Genomic DNA, 24731 nt, shown 5'->3' with positions numbered 1-24731 from the left:
ACAAAATACGACGCGCCACCAAGGCCCGCAAGTCAGCCAATTAAGCGTCGGCGAAATGCCCCAACAGGCTGCGGAACATAGCTTTGCCATGCGTTCCACCGTGGCCCATATCAATCGCCCGCTCTGGATGCGGCATCATGCCCAACACTCGGCGGTTCTCCGAAAGAACACCGGCGACGTTATCGACGGATCCGTTTGGATTGTCTTCGTAGGTGAAGGCAATCCGATCTTCGCCTTTCAAAACAGAAAGCGTCTCTGCATCAGCGGTATAATTACCATCGTGATGCGCAATCGGAACGCCAATCACGTCGCCGGCGTTATAGCCATCGGTAAAAGCCGACTGCGACGTTTGTACTTTCAAATCAACGGTTTTACAGATGAACTTGAGGTTCGCGTTCCGCATCAATGCCCCGGGGAGCAAGCGCGTTTCGGTCAACACCTGAAAGCCGTTGCACACGCCGAGTGCGTATCCGCCACGGTTCACATGCGCGACCAAGGCTTTGCAAATTGGCGACTGCGCCGCGATGGCCCCACACCGCAAATAATCTCCAAATGAAAACCCACCCGGAACAGCGACAAGATCAAGGCCGCTGGGCAAATCTGCGTCCTTATGCCAGACCATGTGCACTTCTGCGCCTGCATCACGTAGCGCCACAGCCATATCACGATCGCAATTTGATCCTGGAAAAACGAGGACCGCCGCCTTCATCAGACGAGTTCCACGCGGTAGCTTTCGATCACCGTGTTGGCGAGCAATTTCTCGCACATCTCGTTGATTGTCGCCTCAGATGTGTCATCAGAAAGATCAAGCTCGATCACCTTTCCTTGCCGTACACCTTCGACCCCGTCAAAGCCCAAAGACCCAAGCGCGTGCTTAACCGCCTCACCCTGAGGGTCCAAAACACCATTTTTCAGCATGACGTGAACTTTGGCTTTCATAGCATTGAAACCTTTCAGTTAATCAGAGTTGGCTTGGGCGAATGGGTGACGTTGCTGGGCAGGACACCCAAGCGACGGGCAACTTCAGTGTAGGCGTCAGACAGGCTCCCCAAATCCTTGCGGAACACATCCTTATCAAGCCTTTGGCCGGTTTCAACGTCCCACAAACGGCAGCTGTCTGGGCTGATTTCATCCGCCAGAACCAATCGCTGAAAATCGCCATCCCAAAGGCGGCCAAACTCCAGCTTGAAGTCGATGAGCTTGATACCAACGCCGTGCATCAGGCCTGACATGTAATCATTCACGCGTAACGCCATGCTGACGATGTCGTCCAAATCCTGTTGAGAGGCCCAACCGAATGCGATGACGTACTCCTCTGGCACCAAAGGATCGCCAAGGCTGTCGTCTTTGTAGGAAAACTCTACGATGGGACGCGGCAGTGCCGCCCCCTCTTCCATGCCCATCCGCTTGGCCATAGAGCCCGCAGCGACATTTCGCACGATCACTTCAAGCGGCACAATATCGACCTGACGGATCAATTGCTCCCGCATGTTCAAGCGCTTGATGAAATGGGTCGGAATGCCGATCCCTTGCAGACCAATCATGAAAAACTCGGACAGGCGATTGTTCAACACGCCTTTGCCTTCGATGACGGCTTTCTTCTCAGCATTATACGCGGTCGCATCGTCCTTAAAATATTGAACAAATGTCCCCGGCTCAGGCCCTTCATAAAGGATTTTTGCCTTGCCTTCGTAGATCATCTTACGACGTGCCATACCCGTCTCTTTCCCCATGCGTATCAGCAGCGACACGACTTTGAGCGCCTCATACGACACCCATCCGTTGCGGGCAAGCACAAGCGTTTCCATATAAATTATAACGGCACTTAAATGAAAGGATCGCGCCAAATTCGACCATGACGAGGAAATGATGTTCAAGGCCGAAGCCCCTCGGAACAAATTGCCTGGCCATTGGGCGGCTGAACTGCCTGACCAAACCGGCTCCAAAATCTCCGATTACGCGAAAGAGGTGATCAAAGCTGACTTCGCCGAACCTGGTAATGCGGACGTTCTGCCCAAATTCGTGGATGATTTGGGCGGCCGCGCCAGCGAGGAAGAGGTGCGCGCCAAGATGAATGAGCTTCTTGCGCTCGCGAAAGGGCAATTTCTGTACGAAACGTAGTAGTTCTGAGTATGAATAGACCTCATAACCTTCATGATAATTATGAGTTTGCGCCTATAAAGTAGTCAGCGCATATCATCGGTTGATCCTCCCAGATAGGCCGAGACATGACAGACAACCCGCTTTCCAAACTACTAGCTCTTCGTGACTGGCTCCTCGCTGACGGGGCCACGGGCACGAACCTATTCAACATGGGGCTGGAATCGGGTGATGCGCCAGAGTTCTGGAACGTGGACCACCCCGATCGCATCCATGCGCTCTACAAAGGGTCTGTCGACGCGGGCAGCGATTTGTTTTTGACAAACACATTCGGCGGCAACGCCTCCCGCCTCAAACTCCACAACGGCGAAAAGCGCGTTCATGAGTTGAACAAAGCCGGGGCCGAGATTGGTCGGGAGATTGCAGATAAAGCCGGTCGCCCTGTTATCGTCGCAGGCTCCGTCGGCCCAACGGGCAACATCATGGCGCCTATGGGCTCCCTCACCCATGAAATCGCGGTGGAAATGTTTCATGAGCAAGCCGAAGGTTTGAAAGCCGGCAGCGCGGACGTGCTTTGGGTCGAGACGATCAGCGCAATCGAAGAATTCAAGGCAGCGGCAGAGGCCTTTGCCCTTGCCGATATGCCGTGGTGCGGCACGATGAGCTTTGACACCGCCGGACGTACCATGATGGGCCTGACCTCCAAAGACCTGACCAAGCAAGTTGGAAAGATAACCAATGCGCCAGTGGCCTTTGGTGCCAATTGCGGTGTCGGCGCATCTGACCTGCTCCGAACCGTGCGCGGCTTCAAAGAAGCGGGCACCACCACCCCTATCATTGCCAAGGGCAATGCGGGCATCCCAAAATACCACGACGGTCACATCCACTATGACGGAACGCCGGAACTGATGGGTGACTATGCCGTTCTGGCCCGCGACTCAGGGGCAACAATCATCGGTGGGTGCTGCGGCACAACGCCGGAACATTTGCGCAAAATGCGCGAGGCGTTGGAGACGCGCCCATGCGGTGACACACCGACACTCGAACAGATTTCATCGGCCCTTGGCGGCTTCTCATCTGAATCCGATGGAACTGATGGAAACGCGCCGGCTCGCCCTGCCCGGCGTGGGCGGCGGCGCGGGTAGTCCCTGGCCCGCACCGCCTGCCCCTATTTCCCGCTTGCCCCAGCGGTCAAATTCGATAAACACATCGTCACGTCGGGCTATGGCGCAGCCTGGTAGCGCGTCCGTCTGGGGGACGGAAGGTCGCAGGTTCAAGTCCTGCTAGCCCGACCAGCAACATCGCCCGCTTGCGTGAAAAACGCGGCGGGCGTTTTGCTAAGCCGCACTTGGGGGAAGACCTATGACCAATGGCGTTTTGGCCGATCATCAGATCCGCGATTTGATCGCTTCGGGCGGTATTGCCGCCAGCCAAGACATCACCGACGGTCAAATACAGCCCGCCTCGCTCGACCTCCGCCTTGGCGACGTCGCCTACCGCGTCCGCGCGTCCTTCCTCGCAGGCCCCAACCGCACAGTTGGGGAGCGTCTTGCCGATTTTCAGATGCACGCGGTGGAGCTGGAAGGCGGTGCCGTGCTGGAGAAGGGTTGCGTTTACGTTGTGCCGCTGATGGAGCGATTGTCGCTGCCCAAAGGCATGACGGCCGCGGCGAGCGCGAAATCGTCCATCGGGCGGCTTGATTTGCTGACCCGCATCATCACCGACAAAGGCGAGGAATTTGACCGCGTCCCTGACGGCTACGACGGCCCACTTTATGTGGAGATTTGCCCACGCTCCTTCAGCGTTGTCGCAACCCCAGGCCAGATGCTGAACCAAATCATTTTCCGCCAAGGCTGCACCTTCATGGATGATGACGCTCTGCGGGCACTACATGCCAAAACACCCATTGTGGACACGGATGCGGTCATTTCCGATGGCCTTGGCTTTTCTGTCGACCTGAAGCCGAAAGACGGCACGCTCGTCGGCTACCGCGCCAAGCCGCACACGGGTGTCATCGACCTGCGCAATCTTGATCATTATGACCCTGCCGAGTATTGGGAAGAGGTTCACACCGACCAAGGTTGGATCATCCTCGACCCCGGTGCATTCTACATACTCGTCAGCCGCGAAGCGATTGTGATCCCGCCGATGCAAGCCGCCGAAATGGCCCCCTACCTCGCCATGGTCGGCGAGTTCCGCGTGCATTACGCTGGCTTTTTTGATCCAGGCTTTGGATATGCGGAGGCAGGCGGTGCCGGATCCCGCGGTGTGCTAGAGGTCCGCTGCCACGAAGCACCCTTCGTCTTGGAGCACGGTCAGATTGTCGGACGCCTGGTATATGAGCACATGGCTGCAATGCCGGACGCGCTTTATGGCCGTGAGATTAAATCTAATTATCAAGGACAGGGGCTGAAGCTGTCGAAGCATTTTCGAACAAACGCCTCTCGCGACTAGACCCAATTCTCTGCTTTCTTTGACGGGTTCATCAGAGATGGATGTATATCCGGCACTGGGGATGCTTACCCAGGCGGCGGCGATAGCGTGTACTCGAATTCTGATGGGGGTGATCCTGAAGCAGCAGTCGAAGCTGCGCTTTTGGCCGTGACCAGTGGAGCCATCGATGTCGAGTTTTACGGCAAGTCTGCTGATGATTCGGGACTTTTTAATTTAACCGGTATGGGCGGCAATAGCGGCACGTGGGCGACCGTTGCACAAGTCGGCATCGATTATATTACTGTCTACGCTGCGAATTCCTTCGCATTTGACGACGTCGGCGGGGCTGTCAGTGGAAGTTGGTCAACTTTAGGTATCCTGAGCAACGGCGGTAGCCGGCCAAATGTGTCCCACATCTCATTCTGGACAGCTGACGTCGCGCCAGTACCCTTGCCTACGGCCGGTTGGCTTATGCTAGCGGCATTCGGTAGCTTAGCCGCGGTCAAACGTCGGCAAAGTTAAGCGAGGCTCCAGCACTAACGAACAAAGGCCCTTAGGGGCCTCCTTTCATTTCTTAGAAACTAGCTTTCCTCTTCCGGAGATGGGACAAACATATCGGGCGTGTCGTCATCTTCGTCCGCGTCTTCTTCCGCTTCCACACCAGGCGGCGGTCGGCTCTCTAAAAGGCCGGCGGACCGGAGCTCTTTCAATCCGGGCAAGTCGCGCGCGTTCTCAAGCCCGAAGTGGTCCAGGAAGTCTTGCGTCACCACAAACGTGACTGGTCGACCCGGTGTCATGCGACGGCGGCCAAAACGGATCCACTCCAATTCGATGAGCTGGTCGATGGTGCCTCGGCTGACGCTCACGCCACGGATTTCCTCAATCTCTGCCCGTGTCACGGGCTGGTGGTAGGCCACGATGGCCAAAGTCTCGATCGCCGCACGGGAAAGCTTGCGCACCTCCACTGTTTCTTTCTGCATCAAGAACCCAAGATCGCCTGCCGTGCGGAACGCCCAAGCATCGCCAGTCTTGACCAGTTGCACACCACGCCCTTCGTAGCGCTTACGCAAATGCTGCAACGCCTCCGATGGTTCACACCCGTGCGGCATCCGGCCTGTCAGTTCCTTGATCGACACAGGCTCCGCCGTCGCAAAGAGTATCGCTTCGACCATGCGCTCTTGCTCCGCCATCGGTGGCGCTTCGAACAGGCTTTCTTCTTGCGTCTCTTCAGACATCCCCAGGGTCCTTTTTTCGTATCTCAATCGGCTCGAACGTGCCGCCTTGGCGCAGTTCGAGCTTACCCTCTTTCGCCAGTTCCAGCGTTGCTGCAAAAGTCGACGCGGTCACGGTGCGGCGCATCATCGGGCTCTTGTTCCAGCCCTCGGGCAAATAGCTTGTCAAATCCGTCCACTCTCCCGCAAATCCAATGACCTTGCGCAGACGGCCCAAAGCCTCTTCCATCGTCATGACCTCTTCACGGTCCATAACGAAGGGGCGGAATTCATCCTTGGTCCTGATCCGCGCATAGCCTTGCATCAGGTCCATCAGCGTCGCGGTATAGGTCACGCGGCGGGTGCGCTGCACATCTTCGGTAATCCCGCGTGCAAAGAAATCGCGCCCCAACTGATCCCGCGCCATCAACTGCGCAGCAACCTTGCGCATTGCCTCCAACCGCTCTAACTGAAACGCCAGATGCGCGGCAAGTTCTTCGCCTGACGGTCCCTCCTCCGCCGGATCGGGCGGCAGCAGCAAACGCGATTTCAGGAATGCCAGCCAAGCAGCCATCACCAGGTAGTCTGCCGCCAATTCCAACCGCAGCGCTTTGGCACGTTCGACAAAGGCCAAGTACTGTTCGGCCAATGCGAGGATGGAGATTTGACGCAGATCGACCTTTTGGGTCCGGCTTAACGTCAACAGCAGATCGAGCGGCCCTTCAAACGCCCCGACATCCACTATCAGAGCCTCCGCCGCAACGCGGTCGGCGACGCTTACCACGTCTTCGGAAAACTCTTCGCCCATCTCGGATTGGCCCTTATGCCAGCAGCGCCTCAAGTTCCGCCGCACAGGTCGAAATGTCAATCGGCGAAGCGGGCTGTCGTGTGGTCAAAGCCTGATCTGCGCGGCGCATGCTGTCGGCGATTAAGGTACCTGCTGCGGCAACCACATCCTGCATCTCAGACAACACGCCGTTGCAGTGCAAGACGATGTCACAGCCTGCGGTGATTGCGCTTGTCGTTCGGTCTGAAAGCGATCCAGACAAAGCACCCATCGAGATATCATCCGTCATCAACAAACCGTCGAAGCCAATCTCCCGACGTATCAGGTCAATCATTTTGGCTGACAATGTTGCGGGTTGGTCTGGGTCAATCGCCTCGTAGATCACATGCGCTGTCATCCCTATCGGCAAATCATTGAGGTCAACGAAGGCACGGAAGTCGCGTTCCCAAAGCTCGGCAATCGACGCACTGACGCGCGGTACATCGACATGACTGTCCACATACGCACGTCCGTACCCCGGCAGATGTTTCAGGACCGGAAGCACGCCGCCCGCGCAAAATGCCTCCGCACAGGTCCGCGCGGCATCGACTACTGCCTCAACGCTTGCGCCGTACAACCGGTTCGCCAGAACAGCGTGCGTTTCAGGCTCAAGCACGTCGGCCAAGGGCGCGCAATTCCCGTCGATTCCGACCGCCATCAGCTCCGCAGCGATCAGGCGATTGCGCAGCCACTGGGCGCGGATCGGGTCTGATGCGCGCTGCATCTGATCCAAGGCTGGCAGATACTCCCGCCAGTGCGGAGCACGCATCCGTTGCACGCGCCCACCCTCTTGATCGACAAAAATCGGGGCGTGACGACCGACTTCCGTGCGCAAAGCATCCGTCAACGCACGAAGCTGATCTGGCGTCTCAACATTCCGCGCAAAAAGGATAAAGCCCCAAGGATCAGCCTCTCGAAAGAACTGTGCTTCGGTGTCGCTGAGGGACAGCCCCAATGGCGCAAGGATTGTCGCGCCGTGCGGCACTTACCGCACCACGACGGGGATACATTCCGCTTTACCCGCCTCAAGCGCAGCACAGAACCGGCGCGCATCTGTCAGATCGGTAAAGCCCATCGCCCGCAGACGATAGAAGCTCGCATCGCCACGGGTGGCCAGTTGGATCACCCGCTCCTTGCTCACCAGATAATCGCCGAATTCCCCCTCGAGCGATGCCCAAACCTCTGCCGCGGCTTGCGGTGTCGGGAAGGCACCAAGCTGCGCCAAATTCGTTCCAACAGGCAGGTCCGCCGACATCACGGAAACCTCTGCATTGTTCGGGCCGAAGTTCGCGGTGGCGGATGCCAATGCTGCTGCCACCGCCTCATCAACATCGACAGCGGCGGCCGTAATGCGCAAAGATGCAGGGCGCACAAACGGGCGCAGGGATGTCGACACACCAGGCACCGTCGCTGCGATCAAGACCAGCTCTTCCTCGACAGCCTCACCATCGATCGCCAGAACCGGCTCAACAGCAGTGCCATCTTCCAACTCCGTCAAAGGTGCGGCGCCAGTTGCGATGCGGTCCGCCAAGGCCAAGACTGCATCGGCTGTCATGGAGGAGCGCGTATGCGGTGCAACTTCGCCCGTTAAAGACACCGACGTGGCTTCAAGCTCCGTTTCCGGTTCAGCTGTCAGATCTTCGGCGGCAAGGTCTTGCGTTCGTGGGGCCAGCAATAGAGTGTCTTCGAACTCTCCAGCCGTACCCTCTGCAGCCACATCATTGACCGACAGGCCAGCATGATCTGCGATCTCACCGCCAGGGTTCTCGGGGGCCACGCGCATGTCACCTTCGACGGCTCGCACCACCGGAATGCCGGACACGTCCCGTTTGATCAGCTCATAGCTCCAGATACCCACGCCAACCATCAGCGCGAGCGAACACGTCGCTGCTGCAAAATTTACGAAAGTTCCTGCGCTTCGGGAAAAGGGCTGCGCCCCGTTGTCATAAACCGCCATCTTTGCCTCATTCCGCTTGGGCCCTTTTGGACCTCTTTGGGATTTGCTCGACCAGCGGTCTGTGCGTTAGCGCATCTCTTTCGCTGGAGTTACACCCAAAATACCCAAGCCGGATGCAATAACAAGCTGTACGGCACGGATCAGCGCGATTTTCGCTTGTGTTGTGGCAATGTCACCCGTTTGCACGAACCGCAGCGACGGATCGTCTTTGCCTTTGTTCCAAAGCCCGTGGAATTCGGAGGCCAAATCATAAAGGTAGAAGGCGATGCGGTGCGGTTCATGCCCTTTGGCAGCAATCTCGATCAGCCGAGGCCATTCGCTCAATTTTTTGGCCAAAGCGATGTCGGCCTCATGCGTGATCAAGGTCAGATCAGCAGCCTTAAGCGCCTCATTGCTGACATCGAACCCTTCGTCGGCCGCCTTCCGCAGACTGGAATTGACCCGTGCATGGCCGTATTGAACATAGAAAACGGGGTTGTCCTTCGACTGCTCCGTCACCTTGTCGAAATCGAAATCGAGCGGCGCGTCGTTCTTCCGCGTCAGCATGTTGAAGCGGGTCACGTCTGGGCCCACCTGCTCCACCACATCGCGCAGGGTGATGAACGTCCCTGCCCGTTTGGACATCTTTAGCGGTTCCCCGTTCTTATAGAGCTTCACCAACTGCGTCAGCTTGATATCGAGCGGCACTTTCTCATCCGACAAAGCCGCAACCGCCGCCTTCATCCGTTTGACATAGCCGCCGTGGTCCGCACCAAAGACGTCGATTAACTGGTCAAAGCCACGCTGAACCTTATCATAGTGATACGCAATGTCGGGCGCGAAATAGGTCCAAGCGCCGTCTGACTTCTGAACTGGCCGATCTACATCGTCGCCATACTCGGTGGATTTGAAGAGCGTCTGCTCCCGCGGCTCCCAATCCTCAGGCACTTTGCCCTTTGGCGGCTCCAGCACGCCCTCATAAATCAAGCCCTTGTCCTTGAGCGACTGGATCGCATCTTCGATCCGCCCCGTGCCGTAGAGCGACTTTTCGGAGAAAAACACATCCATCTTGATGCCAAGCTGGGCCAGATCATCACGGATAAGGTCCATCATCGCCTCGGTCGCGTAGTCCCGAATTTCTTCGAGCCAGAACTTCTCTCCCTTGTCGACAAATTTGTCGCCAACCTTGTCTTTCAAGGCCTGCCCAACTGGGATCAGGTAGTCACCCGGATAGGTGCCATCCTCAAACGCAACCTCTTGCCCGTGTGCTTCGAGATACCGCAAGTAAACTGACCTCGCCAAGACATCGACCTGCGCGCCGCCGTCGTTGATGTAATACTCCCGCATGACGTCAAAGCCCGCATAGTCGAGCAAGCTTGCCAAAGCGTCACCAAAGACAGCGCCCCGCGTGTGGCCCACATGCAGTGGACCCGTCGGATTGGCGGAGACGTATTCGACCATCATTTTCTGACCTGCGCCCATGTCAGACTGACCATAGCCGTCTTGCCCGAGCGCGGCCGCAATCACCTTGTGCCATTCACCGGTCGTAAGCCGCAGGTTGATAAAGCCGGGGCCAGCGACATCCGCAGTTGTCACAGCAGGATCGTCGGCCAGTTTTGCCGCTAAGCCTTCGGCAATTTGGCGCGGGTTCATCTTGGCGGGTTTTGCCAGCACCATCGCCGCATTCGTCGCCATATCCCCATGAAGCGGGTCGCGCGGCGGCTCCACCGTCACGGCCGCCGTGTTCAAGCCTTCGGGCAAAGCGCCATCCGCCACCATTACATCAATGGCAGCAATCACGGTCGCGCGAAGATCAGCAAAAAGGTTCATGGGTCGTTTCCATCTGCTTGAATGACGCCCCTACTAACAGCTTGCCACCGTTGGTCAACATCACCCAATGAGATCGACGCTGGTCAGGAAGCCTTCGCCGTCTCAGCTTCGGGTGGCCGCAATGCGATCACCTTCACATCGGGGGCACCTTTGATCTCGTCATCACTGCTGATGAAGCGGATGATGCCTTTCGGGTCGACCCGCGCAAAAAAATGGGCCTCAGAGCTCCCTGCCCGCCAATCCTATGCTGTGAACTCTTCCGTCAGGCGGGTGATCCGGAACGTCCAGCCCGCCCGCATCAAATCATTCAAACGTCGATGGGTCAGGTCAGGACCGACGCTCTTGCTACCCAAAGTCGTCGGTAAGTTGTGCCGCGCGCTATCAGACTTTGCCCGCGTGACTTGATAGACGTCATCCCGCCCAAACTCCGGCGCGAGGTCATTTGCCACAAGCGTGTCGTAAGCGTCGATGGAAGTCGCGGCGACCAAGGTTGCGTAGCTGACCAACTCCAGGCGCTGCTCCGCCGCTTCTGAAAGGATGTCACCGGAAAAGGTCTCTATCCCCGCTGTCCGCGCGTTGCGAAGGTTCCCAAAGTTGGGGTTCGTCATTAGCACAGGCACTTCGGCCTACCGAAGCGTTTCGGCCAAAGCGGTGGTCCAAGGCGCGACGCCCACCAAGATGACACCAGGCGTGTCTGCGCCGGTGAGCCCAAGCGCCCGCGCAAGCGGTGCCAAGGTGAACCCGTGGAGGACCACAATAAATGCCTCCAAGACGAAGGCCAGTGGCGCGATGAGCCCCGCATCAGGCAACCCAAGCTGCGCCAAACGCTCCCCCCAAAAGGCCAGCAACTGCGACCAAAACCACCCCACGCGGTCCTGTGAACGCGGCGAGCAGGATAAAGACGCCTGAGACTAGCAAGATGGTTGCGCGCTCTTTAAAGCGCAATAGTTCCACGTAGCTCGGCAAGTTGCTGTTTGCGATCACGATCCCCATGATCGTCACCGCCAAGAGGCCGCTTTCGTGCAAGACGGTGTCCGACAGCGCGAACACGGCCAGAAACGCGGAAAATAGAACTGGTACTTTTATAAACTCCGGCACCCAGCCGTCTTTGAAAGGCCGCGCAAGGCCATAGCCACCGAACAGACCCAGAGCCGTCGTCACCACAATCCCAATCAAAAGCGTCGTGACCGCCTCACCCATCGTTTTCGCCGTGTTTAGCACAAGCACGACTTCAATCGCCAGAACCGCCGCCAAAGCCCCAATAGGATCGTTGACGATGGCTTCCCATTGCAGCAATGCAGCGGGCCGTTTCTACAGGCGTGCAGTGCGTAACAACGGCGCGATCACAGTGAGCCCAGTGATAATCATAATCCCACCAAAGATGGCGGAGACTTCCCAGCTCAAGCCAGCAGCATAATGCAATGCCAAAGTCGATGTGAGCCACCCCAGCGGCGCACCTACGACGACCAATCGTTTGACCCCAGTCACAGCGTCTCGAAGCGAATGGAAGTTGAGCGTCAGCCCGCCTTCAAACAAAATAATAGCCACCGCGATGGAGATCGTCGGCCCCATCAGAGGTCCAATGTCCCGTTCTGGGTCAAACACACCTGCCACGGATACTATGAGGATCCCTGCCAACAGCATCAAAACAATGGCGGGCATCCTCAAACGGAAGGCCAACCACTGTGATCCAACGCCCAAAGCGCCGACAAGTGCGAATGCCATAACCGGAGCCATCACTTCTGATGCCGTCTCAAGTGCCATCTGTTACCCCTGGTGGAACTGGCGTGCCGCCAATCAACCTCTTGTGTTCTTGGATCGCAAAGCGATCCGTCATTCCTGCAATATAGTCTGACACAATGCGCGCCAATGCGGTTTGGTTCCCCGCACAGGCCACATCTTTGCGCCATTGCTTTGGCAATTCACTTGGGTTCTCCATGAAGAACGGAAAAAGCTCGTCGATCATATGCGTCACGGCTTCGCGCATTTCGATGACCACAGGAGCGCGATACATGCGGGTGAAGAGAAAGTTGCGGATCACCTTCAGGTCTTCCCACAGCGAGGGCGTGAATTGGACCATCATACGCCCCGCGTGGCGGACATCATGGACCGATGCAGGGGCCAGCTCCGCCAGATTGCGGCGGCTAACGACGATCACATCCTCCACCAGAATGCCAAAGAACCGTCGCAAGGCTTCGTGCCTGCGGCGGTAATAGTTCAATCCCAGATATTTTCGATCCACCTCCGCAAAGCAATCATGCAAAACGGGCAGTTCCACCAATTCATCCGTGCTGAACAGTTCCGCGCGCAATCCATCGTGAAGGTCATGGTTGTTATAGGCGATGTCATCGGCCAAGGCGGCTGCTTGCGCTTCTGCACTGGCGTGGGTGTGGAGTTCTAAATCGTGTCGCTCATTGTAGAGCGCGAGCGTATAAGGAATATCGCCCGTGACAGGGCCATTGTGCTTGGCGATCCCTTCAAGCGTCTCCCACGTCAGGTTCAATCCGTCCCATTCGGCATAGTGCCGCTCTAGCGATGTCACGATCCTAAGCGCCTGCGCGTTGTGATCGAACCCGCCGTAGGGCTGCATCAGACGGTCCAGGGCGTCCTCTCCCGTATGGCCAAACGGGGTATGGCCAAGGTCATGCGCAAGCGCCACCGATTCCGTCAATTCGACATTTAACTCCAACGCTGCGGCCACGGTCCGCGCCACTTGCGCCACTTCGATCGAATGAGTCAGACGGGTGCGAAAATAATCACCCTCATGTTCAATGAACACTTGCGTCTTATGCTTCAGCCGCCGAAACGCACTGGCATGAATAATCCGGTCGCGATCCCGCTGAAATGGGGATCGAAAGAGGGATTCCTCTTCTGGATAAAGCCGCCCCCGGACCTGCCCGGGGTCGGTTGCATATGGGGCTACCATGCCTTCCCTGTCTTGTCGTCTTTGCCTGTCGTCCTTATATCTGAAGCAAGATCAGACCGATAGGCCCAGAAATGCTGACCCTGCCCCCGAAAGTGACCGACCGCGCGTTTGAACGCCTGGCCGAGATTGGCGCCGCCGATCAAGGCAAAGCCCTGCGTGTGGCTGTAGAAGGTGGCGGCTGCTCCGGCTTTCAGTATGAGATTGAACTCGATGACATCAAAGATGGGGATCTGGTGCTAGAAGGCGCTGGCGAGAAGGTCGTGATCGACGACGTATCGTTGCCATTCCTGACAGACGCCGTGATCGATTTCAGCGAAGAACTCATCGGCGCACGGTTCGTCATAAATAACCCCAATGCTACAAGCTCCTGCGGTTGCGGAACCAGCTTTTCGATGTAATGACGTCCATGGTCCTTTCTGGGCAGCGTCGTCGCACTGACAAAGAGCTCCGTTCCGCGCCTAACATCGCTTGAGCTTCACCGCTCAATCCGTCACAACCAACACAACGGAGGGGCGCAAATGAAAATCGCGACGTTCAACATCAATGGTGTCAAAGCCCGCATGGGTGCCCTCACCCAATGGCTGGCAGAAAGCAAACCTGATGTCGCGGTGTTGCAAGAAATTAAATCCGTCGATGAAGCCTTCCCGCGCGAACATTTCGAGGACATGGGCTATACCGTCGAAACCCACGGTCAAAAAGGTTTCAATGGCGTCGCGATCTTTTCAAAACTCCCGTTGGAAGACGTGACACACGGCTTGCCCGGTGATGACAGCGATGAACAAGCCCGCTGGATTGAGGCGATTGCAATCGGTGAAATCGCTGTTCGCATCTGCGGTCTCTATCTGCCCAACGGCAACCCTGCGCCTGGTCCCAAGTACGACTACAAAATTGCATGGATGGAACGGCTGAAAGCCCGCGCTGAGGCCCTGCTCACCGATGAAATGCCCGCGATTATGTGCGGGGACTACAACATCATCCCGCAAGCGGAAGACGCGAAACGATCAGAGGCTTGGACCGAAGACGCACTCTTTCGGCTGGAAAGCCGCGAAAGCTACCGCCGTATCCTGAACCTCGGCTTCACCGAAGCCTTCCGCACCAAAACCCACGGTGAAGGGCATTATTCCTTCTGGGATTATCAGGCGGGCGCGTGGGAGCGCAATGACGGCATCCGCATCGACCATTTCCTCCTGACGCCGCAATGCGCCGATCTGCTCAACACCTGTTGGATCGAGGCGGAGGTGCGCGGCCGCGAAAAGCCATCCGACCACGTGCCAGTTTGGGTCGACCTTGCCGCCTAGGCGGTTGCCAGATATCATCGACAGACGATAAAACGCGAGCAGGTCGACGGGACACCTAGACGCTGCCAGCCCACGTGGGCCACACTAAACCCGTTACGCCACGTTCAGACCGTCAGCCAATGACGCTTCGGTCGACAATGGCAGCTCTCGAACCATTCCATGCGTCCTATTGGAGAGATACAGGACGAGGTCTCCACTTCCCTTCGTGAACGAGGACGTGTCGGCTTTTGCGCAAACCTTACGCAAAAGCTAGGCCACTGATCCACCAAGCCACACGCAGGTTCTGACCCTGATTGCGAAATCGGCAGGCTATCACAATCACCAACATCTGAAGGCTGAGGTTACGCCGTCCCCCGCACCGTCAAAAGACGCAGACAAGCGGATTGAAGATGCGCTTCGTGTGTTTGACGCAGACGGGACGATGCAGCGTTGGCCCAAGAAAACGTCTGTTTAGGCGCTCTGCATCGCGTGGTTTTGGAACCTTCTACCCGCGAAAACAGATCTGATCGAAACGCAGGTCAACGAGATCGTACAAAACGCGGAAAGGTTCGGCGATCACGTGTTGATCCGTCATTCTTTGATCGATCATGGGCTTGTCACGCGCACGCGAGATGGGCGCACCTATCGGCGCATTGAACAAAGCCCAACATCCGAAGCCCGCACTGTGATCCGCGCGCTGTCAGAGCGTGTTTTGTAGGCCAGGGTGAACCCAGACAACGCAGGCACACGGCCTGCGTTCGGTGCGCTGCTTTAACGGCCTTCGAAAACGGCTGGTCTCTTTTCAAGGAAGGCGACCACGCCCTCTTTGAAGTCGCGGGTCTTCCCGCATTTCCCTTGGAGCTTCCCTTCAAGGGCCAACTGCTGATCAATGTCATTGTCAAAGGATGATTTGATCGCAGCTTTCACATGCTTGTAGGTCTGGGTCGGGCCGTTCGCCAATTGCGCCGCGCGTTGCTGCCAATGCTCAGCGAACCCCTCCTGCGGCACAGATTCATAGATCATGCCCCATTCAACCGCCTGCTTGGCACTGATCTGATCCGCAAAGAGGGTAGCCCCCATTGCGCGCGCCATTCCAATTTGGCGCGGCAGGAACCATGTACCGCCCGCATCTGGAATGAGGCCAATGCGCGTGAAGGCTTGAACGAAGTACGCATCCTCGCTCGCAATCACCACGTCCGCAGCCAATGCAAGATTCGCACCTGCGCCTGCCGCTGGTCCGTTGACCGCGCTGATCGTTGGGATTTTGCAATCAAAGATGGCTTTCAGCATCGGCGCGTATTCGTCGCGCAGCGTCCGCTCCACATCCAGATGCGCCAGATCACGACCGCCAAGGTCCTGACCGGAACAGAACGCCTTACCCCGTCCCGTAATGACCAGAACGCGCGCATCCTTTTCCGCCTGAAGCACAGCATGGGTCAACTCTGCCCGCATTTGCGTGTTGATCGCGTTCATAACCTCTGCACGGTTGAGCGTAATCACGCCCACCTCAGCCCGGTTTACATAGGAAATCGCTTCATACTGCATCGGGGAGCCCTCTTACTGATCCTGTCGCCCAATCTAGTGAACCGTACGGTTTAGAAAACCCCTACCGGACGTCACGAGCGCAAAATCTTGTCGAGCTCCGCTTGTTCTTCGGGGGTAAGCCCCTCTTCTACGTGCGAGCCCTTCCGCCGGGTGGCCGCAATAGCCACCGCGCCGCCCAAGAGCAACATTGCGGGTGCCGCCAACCACAAGAGGAGGTTTGCACCGTCGCGGGACGGATTGAGTAGAACAAACTCCCCGAACCGCGCCGAGAGATAGGTCAGGATTTCCTCGTTTGTGTCGCCCGCAACCAAACGCTCACGAATGATCAGCCGAAGCTCCTCCGAAACCGGCGCGTTCGATTCATCAATGCTTTCGTTGGAACAGACAGGGCATCTGACAAGTTGTGAGATTTCGCGCGCCCGCTCCTCCAACACTGGATCATCCAGCATCTCAGACGGATCAACCGCCCAGGCTGGCGCGGCCAGAAGGGTAAAAATGAGCGCTAGTCGTTTCATTCCGCAGGCACAGCCTTTGCATGTTTCCGCGCACCGGCAGCCACGCGCAGGCGGCGATCGGTCAAGGAAATCAGTCCACCCAAGGACATCAGGATCGCGCCACCCCAAACCCAGTTTGCAAAGGGTTTTACGTACACACGCACGGCAAACCCACCGCCTTCTTGTGGATCACCGATCACAGCATAGACATCGCGCAGAAAGCCATTCTGAATGTCTGCCTCCGTCGTTGGCATCTGAGCTACGGGGTAGAAGCGTTTCTCAGGCGTCAGAACAAAGGATTGACCGCTGCGCTGGAATTGAAGCTCCGCCAGTGAGGTTAGATAGTTCGGTCCCCGTTCCTGCCGCACATCAAGAAGCGTCACCTCATATGCGCCAACGCTATAACTTTCGCCCAGCTCAACGGCGCGGATATCCTCAACCTCATAGGCCATCATCGCAGCAATCCCGATGAAGGTGATCCCAATCCCGAAGTGCGCGGTTGCCTTGCCCCAGTCGGCCCGCGGCAAGCGCCGCAAGCGCGCAAGCCGCGCAGCCCAATCGCCCCGTCCAGTTCGTTGCATCAAATCTGCAATCGCCCCTCCAACAACCCAAACGCCCAAGGCAATGCCCAATGGGCCCAACGCAGATCGACCGCTTTGCACGGCGTAACACAATGCTCCAATCCCAACGGCCAGAGCCACCCACCCAGCGAGGATTTTCGACGACCGGCCCAAAGATCCACGTTTCCACGCGAGGATCGAACCAAGCGGCAGCGCAACAGCCAAAGCCAACATGAACGGCGTAAAGGCGGCGTTGAAGAAGGGCGGCCCAACCGACAAAACCCGTCCGAACGCCATTTCTGATACAAGCGGCCAGATGGTGCCGATGAAAACGACAAACGTGCTGACCGCAAGTAGAAGGTTGTTGAGGACAAGCGCACTTTCGCGGCTGACGACAGAGAAGACACCCGAAGACTGCAAAGCCGCCGCGCGCCACGCATAAAGCGCCAGAGCGCCGCCGGTGAAGATTACCATGATCGCAAGGATATAAACGCCCCGTTCGGGATCATTCGCGAAGGCATGCACAGACGTCAGAACGCCGGATCGCACGATAAAGGTGCCTAAAAGTGAAAACCCAAAGGCAAGGATCGCCAATAGGATTGTCCAGCTTTTCAAAGCTTCCCGCTTTTCAACGACGATGGCCGAATGCAGCAATGCAGCTGCGATCAGCCAAGGCATGAAGCTCGCATTTTCAACTGGATCCCAGAACCAGAACCCACCCCAGCCGAGCTCATAATAGGCCCACCAAGAGCCAAGCGCGATGCCCACCGTCAGGAACATCCATGCAGCCAAAGTCCAAGGCCGCATCCACCTGCCCCAAGCCGCATCCACCTTCCCTTCGATTAGTGCCGCGACAGCAAAGGAGTAGGTCATGCTCAACCCGACGTAGCCAAGGTAGAGAAAAGGTGGATGAAAGGCGAGGCCCGGATCCTGCAACAGCGGGTTCAAATCGCGCCCATTCAAGGGCGCCAAAGCCAACCGCTCAAACGGGTTCGAAGTGAAAAGAATAAAGGCATAGAACGCCACAGCGACAGAGGATTGCACCGCCAAAACCCGCGCCCGCAACCGCTCCGACAGGCCATCGCCAAACCACGCGGCACAAGCGCCAAAGATCACTAGGATCAGCACCCAAAGCAGCAACGATCCCTCATGATTCCCCCAGACACCGCTGATCTTGTAGATCAGCGGCTTGTCCGTATGCGAATTGGCAAACACCAATCGGACGGAGAAGTCAGAGGTAACAAACGCCCACGTCAGCGCCAGAAACGAAAAGCCGACAAGGACTACCTGCGCCGTCGCCGCTGGTTCGGCCAAAGCCATCCAATTGCGCCAGTTTTTTTGTGCTCCCACCAACGGCACGATCATCTGAACGACACCAATGCCAAAGGCCAAGACTAGGGAGAAATGCGCGAGTTCGATCAACATAGCTGATGTATAGCGCAACCCAATGCGGGAGGGTATGCCAATTTCTGAATATTTGGCGCGACCTTATGTCAGGGCGAAGCTCCCGCTAAGTGCGTATGTCAGGCCCGACAAAATTAGCCCACCAAGTACAAGCCGCACCAACCATTTCAGCGTATCCTCTATGGTTGACAGACGTGCAGTGACATTCGCCCGATGTACTTCATCCACCGCTTTGCCCGTTTCTAGCACGGCCAAGCTTTGTTCAACTTGTTGTGTCCATTCACGCTCCATTCTGGTCCCACCAATCGGACAAAGCTGAGTTGTCGTCTTAGCTGTCTGAACGTGCACTCAGTATTTTCTAAACGGCAAAAGTTTGCACGATAGGGCGTTGAAATTCCTGTCCTTCGGCCTGATGCCGCGCATCAAAAATAGAAGCTGACAATCGCGCCAATCAGCCACCAAAGCGGCTTAGGAACCAAAACGACGCTAGACGTCCGATCCGCAAAGCCATCTGGGTCATACATCGCCGCAACAAAGAGCGCAATTGTGCCAAACGCCAGCATAGGACGCGGCAAACGGTTCAACCCGCCCACGAACCGGTCAAATAGACCGCGGCGCTGATGTGCAAATTCTGCTGCGAATTGCTTCAACGTCACTTCGGTCAACCCGGTTGTACGGGCGTCCGCGCGTTCGGCGTTCACGCGGAAAACCTCCGCTGTTTTAGCTACGGTGTTCCGCCCGTCCCTGAAAGCAAAGACATCAAATACCCAATCAAACCCATTTCGCCACCCGTTCCCTATGTTGTGCGTCCGTCAGATGGTATTTTGGCGCGATGACCTCCTCCGCCCGCGTGATCCATCCCCCTTGCCGCCATCGCACCGCCGCGCGTATTTGCGGGACGCGGGGCGCCGATCTGCGAGAGCGTAGTAGTAGTTGCGCCGCGCGATCCCGTAAGCGTCAGCCAAATACGCTGGCGCCGCGCCGATGGCTTGCTTTGCCGCAGCGATAGTCAGTGGACCGATCACCTCATCAGCTGTCATATCGATCCGCATCTGATTGAAAAAACGCTACAAAATTTTCACGGTATTGCTCTCCACATTGACGTACATGTCAAAAACAGAGGCATGTAACACTTCCGGCAAGGCCGCAATACTTGGCCCGTGAAAGTAGTGGTCGACAAAGATGTCGGTCGCCTCTTCGCGCGGCAGGATCCGCACGTCAGCAGAAGTCACGCTGCCATCCCCGTCCTGATCAAGCCCTAACCGCCGCATCGTGTGAATGGTCACGCCATGATTGGTTGCCCCGCCCGGATCGTCGGGATTATTCACGTATCCGCCTTCCCGGCGTACGACGTCTTCCGCGATCACGCGCACGTCTTGCATGGTCCAACTCCACCAAAGGAATGGACCAACCCCTCAGAACAATTGTTTAATGAGCTGACTACGATGCGTCCGGTGCGACGTAGGTGCCGTTTTCCTTCAAAACGTCGAGCACCTCTTTCGGAATGTACTCTTCATCATGTTTCGCTAGTATTTCAAATGCTTCAAAGATGCCGTTTATGTAACGCCCCTGCCCAACCATGCCCTGATTCTCTTCAAAGAGGTCCGGCAAAATACCGTCGTAGACAACAGGCACGCTTTGCACACCGTCTGTCACACGGAAGGCAACGGTGGTCCCATCTTTGACGACGGAGCCCTCTTCCACAAGCCCGCCAATACGGAACACCTCCGTCGCCTCTGGCGGATTGTCAACCACTTGCGTGGGCGAATAGAAGAAGTTGATACCATCGCGGAACGCATAGCCCATCAAGCCAACAGACAGCCCCAAGGCTACAAAGGCCATGACAATCACTTGGATGCGGCGGCGTTTCTTGAGCGTTTTCATGGATATACCGGAGCCATCATCAGCCCCTCCGTCTCGGGCAAACCCAACATCAGGTTCGCGTTTTGGATCGCCTGACCCGACGACCCCTTGGTCAGATTGTCAAGCACGCCAATCACAATCGCGCGGCTTTCAATCCGGTCCGCGACCACACCGATATGGCAAAAATTGCTGGCCCTAACTTGCTTTACGCTGGGATATTCACCTTTTGGGAGCACATCGATGAAGGGTTCCGCGTCATAAGCTGCCGTCAACGTTTGGTGAATGGTCGCCGCGTCACCACTGACATAAGCTGTCGCCAAAATCCCGCGGTTAGCGGGCATCAGATGCGGCGTAAATTGGATTTGCACCGGCCGCCCAGCAATCGCAGAAAACTCCTGATCAAACTCACCGAGATGCCTGTGCGTGCCACCAACGGCATAGGCTGAATACCCTTCTGACAGTTCCGCGTGGAGCAGGTTTTCTTTCAAAGACCGCCCAGCGCCGGAGACAGCCGCCTTCAAGTCCAGAATAATATCGTCCAACCCGATCACACCCGCGGCGATCAAGGGGCGTAAGATATACTGCCCTGTCGCCGCATTGCACCCCGTCCCCGCGACCAGCCGTGCCTTGGCAATCTCGTCCCGGTAGAATTCCGTCAAGCCATAGACAGCGCTCTCTTGCAGCTCTGTCGCGGCATGGGGCTGCCCGTACCAAGCCTCATAAGCCTCAGGATCGCGCAGTCTGAAATCAGCGGACAGGTCCACAATCTTCACATGCGCCGGCAGTTCGGAAATCACACGCTGCGACGTCGCATGGGGCAAGGCACAGAACACCAAATCGACACCGTCAAATGTCATGTCTTCAATTGTGGTGAGCACCGGCAGGTCGAGATGACGCAAATGCGGAAACACCTGCGCCATGGATTGCCCAGCTTTCGAGTTGCCAGACAGCCCAACGATGTTCAGCGACGAATGCGTCGCAATGATCCGAACCAATTCTGCTCCGGTGTAGCCGGAGGCGCCAAGAATGGCGACATTATAAGTCATGATGATTCCCTTCTTGCAGGGTTATTTAGAAAAAAGAACGAGATCTGCCAAATCAGGCGGCAGCAAACGTGATCTTTCGTCGCAAAAATTGGGTTGCGCGGTCGGATACCCGTTTGGGATCGCCTGTCGTCAGAAACTTGCTTTCTGTGCCAGAGCCCACAAATTCGGGCCGCCGATCTAAATAATCGGACAAGCTGTCGCCAACCAGATTAGCTTGGCTGAACACTTTCACATCTGCGCACAGCGCGTCCTGAAAGGTCTCATGCATCAGCGGATAATGGGTGCAGCCAAGGATTGCCGCACCGGGGTTCGGCATTTTACGTTTCAGGGCGTCCACATGGCTGCGCACCAGCGCCTCCGCCAAAATCATGTCGCCGTCCTCAATGGCGTCCACGACACCGCCACAGGCCTGTGCCTCAACATCAACACCAATCGCTCGGAACGCCAGCTCACGCTGGAAGGCGCGGCTAGCCACGGTTGCCGGCGTCGCAAAGAGCGCCACATGTTTCACGTCCACCTCGCGCGGTGGGGAGTTGTCGCCCCACTGCCGTTCTGTCAGCGCTTCGATCAAGGGCACAAACACGCCTAAGACGCGCTTGTCCTTTGGCACCCACTTTTCCTGCATCCGCCGCAAAGCGGCAGCTGAGGCCGTATTACAGGCCAAAATCACCAGATCGCAGCCCTCATCAAACATACGGCCAACGGATTTTGTGGTCAGGTCATAGATGTCATCGGCATCCCGCACCCCGTATGGCGCGTGTGCACTATCGGCAAAATACACCAGCGGCAGATCAGGCAGTTTGTCATGCACTGCCGACCAAACGGTCAGCCCGCCCAAGCCACTATCAAATATTCCGACTGCCATTCTTTGCCCGCCCTTTGTACTTGGCCTCAAAATCATGGCCGCATTCATTCACGTCGATCGGCCTAGGGGAAAAGACATACGTGGCTTTGCGCAAGAAATCCATGCATTGCGTTGGATCGCCTTTGGCGTTCGCCAAGTCTTCCGCTGGGATTGGCTCCCCAATCACGACGCGCATTAGTGAATTTATCCGTGCTTTGAATTCTCGCGCCATCAGCCCCATCCGCAGCGTGTAATGCAAATGGCTGTCGATCTGGAACAACCTGCTGTTGGAGCCGTCAAAGAAGACCGGCACGACAGTCGCATCTGACCGCGCTACTATCTTTCCGGTGAAATTGCGCCACGCCAGGTCAAGCGGCTTTGAAAACGCCTCGGCAGAGGTGGAGACCATTCCACCGGGAAACACGCCAATCGCCCCGCCGCCTTTAAGGTAGTTGAGCGCCTCTGAACGTGTCGCGAGGTTATGTTTGGCTGCTTCTTTTGCCTCATCAAAGGAAATCGGTAGGATGACCTTTTCCAAATCAGGCGCATTGCGAAACACACGGTGGGCAAGCACCTTGAACTCCCCATCGCGGCGCTGCGACAGCATCAGGCCATCCAGAATACAATAGGGATGATTGGCAACCGTTATGAGTGGGTCGTCTTTCGGAATGCTTTCCAGCGATCCACCCACGATGTCGAGCGACAACCCTTACCGCTCTGCCATGACTTCTCAAAAGTCTGCACCATTGACCACATCCACCGCGTAGCTTTTTGCCCTTCGAATGAGGCCAATAGGTCCTGCGGCATTCTCCATCACTCGGATGAGCGCGCCCGCTCCGACCCTTGGCCGAGTTCGCATAAGAAATATCGCGGGCAATCTGACGTTCGTGCTTTGACATTGTGCTGTGCCACCAAACTAAAGCGACTGATTAGATGCTAAATATGAACTTCATGTGACGCGTGCGGTCAAATGGATCAGATTTCAACAACGTTTGTTTCGACGCAGCCAAGAAGCCCCAACACGTGGCAAAAGAAACGCTCGCCTTTGCAAACCGCCATGATAAAAGTGACGGATTGAACGCGCAGCATCGTATTCGCGGCACTTGAAGAGGTTAAGATGGATTGGGACAAACTCAGAATATTCCACGCCGTGGCCGACGCAGGTTCGCTTACCCACGCTGGGGACACTCTGCACCTCTCGCAATCTGCGGTCAGCCGCCAAATCCGCGCTTTGGAAGAGGCACTCAACGCCACGCTCTTTCACCGCCATGCCCGTGGCCTGATCCTTACCGAACAAGGTGAATTGCTGTTTGATGCGACCAAATCGATGAACAAACGTCTGGAGGCAGCGTCCGCTCGCATCCGCGACAGCGAGGAAGAAGTGTTCGGCGAACTGCGCGTCACAACGACCATCGGGTTCGGCACGCTTTGGCTCGCTCCCCGCCTTCCGCAACTCTATAAGCAGTATCCCGATCTCAAGATCGACTTGATGCTGGAAGAGCGAGTGCTCGACCTGCCGATGCGAGAAGCCGACGTTGCCATTCGGATGAAGGAACCGTCGCAGGCTGATTTGATCCGCAAGCGGTTGATGTCCGTTCGCATGCGGCTCTATGCGACGCCGGAGTATCTGGAGAAGAGTGGCGGGATCGAGTCCCTCACCGATATTTCCCGCCACCGTCTGATTTGCCAGAGCCTGAGTTCTGCACAAGTTGCCGCTGGCGCGACGCTCGTACAACACCTGTTCAGCTATGACGTGCCTAGCCTCTTCACCGTCAACAACTACTTCGGCGTGTTGCAGGGTGTGTTGAACGGCTTGGGCGTCGGTGTATTGCCTGACTACGTGACTGAGGATTTCCCAAACCTTGTCCGTGTGCTGCCGGAACTCGAGTCAGGCGAAGTTCCCGTGTTCTTGGCCTACCCAGAAGAGCTGCGCCAATCCAAACGGATCGCGGCCTTCAGAGACTTTGTTCAGGACGAGATCATTTCGCATCGCCGAAAAATGCGTGAGCTTGCTAAGGACGACTTATGCAGCTAGGCCCCGCCAATAGGTTTGCTGGATCAAAAAACGTTCCATCACGAATTCACCGTTAGTTTTAATATGGCAATTTAGCATCATACCTCAGACGCCAATAATTGAGACTTTTCTAATCTTTCAAAGACTTACTGAGTGATATGCGCAGCGCGCATATCGGCCTTGCAAGAATCGTACGGCTTTTTCCTTGATGGGTTAGAAAAGCAGCCCTAAATGCATGCTCGAAGGCGATGACGCTCCGCGCTGATCGTTTTTACCTCCCTGTTGGACTTGCCGGGCTTCAAGCCCGGCTTTTTTTTGGCCGAACGGCCTATAAAGTAGGCGAAAAGCCTTGCCGACACATCCAGCCTTTCCCTTTTTGACCCTCTGCCCTAAAAGGCCCGCAACTGCTGCTAGGGGAAGAG

Annotated in this window: 25 protein-coding genes, 1 tRNA gene and 3 pseudogenes; 9 read left to right on the top strand and 20 right to left on the bottom strand. The window is 56.6% G+C overall.

The window, feature by feature from the left end:
- Positions 1-40 precede the first annotated feature (40 nt).
- From purQ to purC, 3 genes are read right to left on the bottom strand one after another with little or no spacing between them, the layout of a single operon-like run.
- On the bottom strand, positions 41-709 hold the full coding sequence (gene purQ / locus ACTF5F_RS06990) for a phosphoribosylformylglycinamidine synthase subunit PurQ (RefSeq protein WP_438956156.1): 669 nt from the start codon (positions 707-709) through the stop codon (positions 41-43).
- A complete protein-coding gene (gene purS, locus ACTF5F_RS06985) occupies positions 709-939 on the bottom strand; it encodes a phosphoribosylformylglycinamidine synthase subunit PurS (RefSeq protein ID WP_438956155.1) in 231 nt (76 codons plus the stop codon). The genes purQ and purS overlap by 1 nt, the downstream gene beginning before the upstream one ends.
- A 14-nt stretch (positions 940-953) precedes the next feature.
- Positions 954-1715: a phosphoribosylaminoimidazolesuccinocarboxamide synthase gene (gene purC / locus ACTF5F_RS06980; RefSeq protein ID WP_438956220.1), complete on the bottom strand. Its 762-nt coding sequence runs from the start codon at positions 1713-1715 to the stop codon at positions 954-956.
- A gap of 139 nt (positions 1716-1854) precedes the next feature.
- Here purC and ACTF5F_RS06975 point away from each other — a divergent pair.
- The 5 genes and pseudogenes from ACTF5F_RS06975 to ACTF5F_RS06955 all read left to right on the top strand — a co-directional run.
- Positions 1855-2121: pseudogene (locus ACTF5F_RS06975) on the top strand (DUF1476 domain-containing protein); the annotation flags it as partial.
- A 107-nt stretch (positions 2122-2228) separates the two neighbouring features.
- Positions 2229-3245 carry a betaine--homocysteine S-methyltransferase gene (gene bmt, locus ACTF5F_RS06970; RefSeq protein ID WP_438956154.1) on the top strand — a complete coding sequence of 339 codons (1017 nt, stop codon included), beginning with the start codon at positions 2229-2231 and terminating at the stop codon, positions 3243-3245.
- Positions 3246-3318: 73 nt separating this feature from the next.
- Positions 3319-3395, top strand: a tRNA-Pro gene (locus tag ACTF5F_RS06965).
- A 67-nt stretch (positions 3396-3462) separates the two neighbouring features.
- Positions 3463-4554 (top strand): 2'-deoxycytidine 5'-triphosphate deaminase, encoded by a 1092-nt coding sequence (locus ACTF5F_RS06960; RefSeq protein WP_438956153.1) that lies wholly within the window; start codon positions 3463-3465, stop codon positions 4552-4554.
- 222 nt (positions 4555-4776) lie between these two features.
- Entirely contained in the window at positions 4777-5055 is a 279-nt protein-coding gene (locus ACTF5F_RS06955) for a VPLPA-CTERM sorting domain-containing protein (RefSeq protein ID WP_438956219.1), read from the top strand.
- 59 nt (positions 5056-5114) lie between these two features.
- Here the strand turns inward: ACTF5F_RS06955 and scpB are convergent, their stop codons facing one another.
- The 7 genes and pseudogenes from scpB to ACTF5F_RS06920 form a co-directional block, all read right to left on the bottom strand.
- A complete protein-coding gene (scpB, locus tag ACTF5F_RS06950; RefSeq protein WP_438956152.1) occupies positions 5115-5768 on the bottom strand; it encodes an SMC-Scp complex subunit ScpB in 654 nt (217 codons plus the stop codon).
- Complete coding sequence (locus ACTF5F_RS06945; protein ID WP_438956151.1) at positions 5761-6552, bottom strand: segregation and condensation protein A; 792 nt, start codon at positions 6550-6552, stop codon at positions 5761-5763. Before ACTF5F_RS06945 ends, scpB begins: the two co-directional genes overlap by 8 nt.
- Before the next feature lie 13 nt (positions 6553-6565).
- Positions 6566-7555 carry a glycoside hydrolase family 3 N-terminal domain-containing protein gene (locus tag ACTF5F_RS06940; RefSeq protein WP_438956150.1) on the bottom strand — a complete coding sequence of 330 codons (990 nt, stop codon included), beginning with the start codon at positions 7553-7555 and terminating at the stop codon, positions 6566-6568.
- Complete coding sequence (locus ACTF5F_RS06935; RefSeq protein ID WP_438956149.1) at positions 7556-8527, bottom strand: SPOR domain-containing protein; 972 nt, start codon at positions 8525-8527, stop codon at positions 7556-7558.
- A 66-nt stretch (positions 8528-8593) separates the two neighbouring features.
- Entirely contained in the window at positions 8594-10336 is a 1743-nt protein-coding gene (gene argS / locus ACTF5F_RS06930) for an arginine--tRNA ligase (RefSeq protein WP_438956148.1), read from the bottom strand.
- A gap of 83 nt (positions 10337-10419) precedes the next feature.
- Positions 10420-12100, bottom strand: a pseudogene (locus ACTF5F_RS06925) (cation:proton antiporter).
- Positions 12090-13262: a deoxyguanosinetriphosphate triphosphohydrolase gene (locus tag ACTF5F_RS06920; protein ID WP_438956147.1), complete on the bottom strand. Its 1173-nt coding sequence runs from the start codon at positions 13260-13262 to the stop codon at positions 12090-12092. Before ACTF5F_RS06920 ends, ACTF5F_RS06925 begins: the two are co-directional and overlap by 11 nt.
- Before the next feature lie 71 nt (positions 13263-13333).
- Between ACTF5F_RS06920 and ACTF5F_RS06915 the strand changes: the two genes are divergently transcribed.
- The 3 genes from ACTF5F_RS06915 to ACTF5F_RS06905 all read left to right on the top strand — a co-directional run bounded on the left by ACTF5F_RS06915 (position 13334) and on the right by ACTF5F_RS06905 (position 15257).
- Entirely contained in the window at positions 13334-13660 is a 327-nt protein-coding gene (locus ACTF5F_RS06915; protein ID WP_438956146.1) for a HesB/IscA family protein, read from the top strand.
- A 120-nt stretch (positions 13661-13780) separates the two neighbouring features.
- Positions 13781-14560 carry an exodeoxyribonuclease III gene (gene xth / locus ACTF5F_RS06910; RefSeq protein ID WP_438956145.1) on the top strand — a complete coding sequence of 260 codons (780 nt, stop codon included), beginning with the start codon at positions 13781-13783 and terminating at the stop codon, positions 14558-14560.
- 463 nt (positions 14561-15023) lie between these two features.
- Positions 15024-15257, top strand: coding sequence for a DUF2087 domain-containing protein (locus ACTF5F_RS06905; RefSeq protein ID WP_438956218.1), 234 nt, complete (start codon positions 15024-15026; stop codon positions 15255-15257).
- 53 nt (positions 15258-15310) lie between these two features.
- On the opposite strand, the gene ACTF5F_RS06900 is transcribed toward ACTF5F_RS06905, so the two are convergent.
- The 10 genes and pseudogenes from ACTF5F_RS06900 to ACTF5F_RS06855 form a co-directional block, all read right to left on the bottom strand.
- Positions 15311-16084 carry an enoyl-CoA hydratase-related protein gene (locus ACTF5F_RS06900; protein WP_438956144.1) on the bottom strand — a complete coding sequence of 258 codons (774 nt, stop codon included), beginning with the start codon at positions 16082-16084 and terminating at the stop codon, positions 15311-15313.
- Between the two features lie 71 nt (positions 16085-16155).
- A complete protein-coding gene (locus ACTF5F_RS06895) occupies positions 16156-16599 on the bottom strand; it encodes a cytochrome c-type biogenesis protein (protein ID WP_438956143.1) in 444 nt (147 codons plus the stop codon).
- Positions 16596-18563 (bottom strand): heme lyase CcmF/NrfE family subunit, encoded by a 1968-nt coding sequence (locus ACTF5F_RS06890; RefSeq protein WP_438956142.1) that lies wholly within the window; start codon positions 18561-18563, stop codon positions 16596-16598. The genes ACTF5F_RS06895 and ACTF5F_RS06890 overlap by 4 nt, the downstream gene beginning before the upstream one ends.
- A 63-nt stretch (positions 18564-18626) precedes the next feature.
- Positions 18627-18833 (bottom strand): pseudouridine synthase, encoded by a 207-nt coding sequence (locus ACTF5F_RS06885; protein WP_438956141.1) that lies wholly within the window; start codon positions 18831-18833, stop codon positions 18627-18629.
- A gap of 131 nt (positions 18834-18964) precedes the next feature.
- Positions 18965-19243 (bottom strand): 3TM-type holin, encoded by a 279-nt coding sequence (locus ACTF5F_RS06880; protein WP_438956140.1) that lies wholly within the window; start codon positions 19241-19243, stop codon positions 18965-18967.
- A gap of 70 nt (positions 19244-19313) precedes the next feature.
- Positions 19314-19924, bottom strand: a pseudogene (locus ACTF5F_RS06875) (holin-associated N-acetylmuramidase).
- A gap of 58 nt (positions 19925-19982) precedes the next feature.
- On the bottom strand, positions 19983-20426 hold the full coding sequence (gene ccmE, locus ACTF5F_RS06870; RefSeq protein WP_438956139.1) for a cytochrome c maturation protein CcmE: 444 nt from the start codon (positions 20424-20426) through the stop codon (positions 19983-19985).
- Positions 20423-21451, bottom strand: a complete 1029-nt coding sequence (argC, locus tag ACTF5F_RS06865; RefSeq protein ID WP_438956138.1) for an N-acetyl-gamma-glutamyl-phosphate reductase — start codon at positions 21449-21451, stop codon at positions 20423-20425. Before argC ends, ccmE begins: the two co-directional genes overlap by 4 nt.
- 52 nt (positions 21452-21503) lie before the next feature.
- On the bottom strand, positions 21504-22316 hold the full coding sequence (locus ACTF5F_RS06860) for a glutamate racemase (protein ID WP_438956137.1): 813 nt from the start codon (positions 22314-22316) through the stop codon (positions 21504-21506).
- Positions 22297-23001, bottom strand: a complete 705-nt coding sequence (locus ACTF5F_RS06855) for a lysophospholipid acyltransferase family protein (protein WP_438956136.1) — start codon at positions 22999-23001, stop codon at positions 22297-22299. The genes ACTF5F_RS06860 and ACTF5F_RS06855 overlap by 20 nt, the downstream gene beginning before the upstream one ends.
- Positions 23002-23412: 411 nt before the next feature.
- Between ACTF5F_RS06855 and ACTF5F_RS06850 the strand changes: the two genes are divergently transcribed.
- Positions 23413-24330 carry a LysR family transcriptional regulator gene (locus ACTF5F_RS06850; RefSeq protein ID WP_438956135.1) on the top strand — a complete coding sequence of 306 codons (918 nt, stop codon included), beginning with the start codon at positions 23413-23415 and terminating at the stop codon, positions 24328-24330.
- Positions 24331-24731 lie beyond the last annotated feature (401 nt).

Source organism: Cognatiyoonia sp. (assembly GCF_965661665.1).
Lineage (GTDB): Bacteria > Pseudomonadota > Alphaproteobacteria > Rhodobacterales > Rhodobacteraceae > Cognatiyoonia.
Note: the sequence above shows the minus strand (reverse complement) of the source record. Positions and strands in the feature narration are given on the sequence as shown.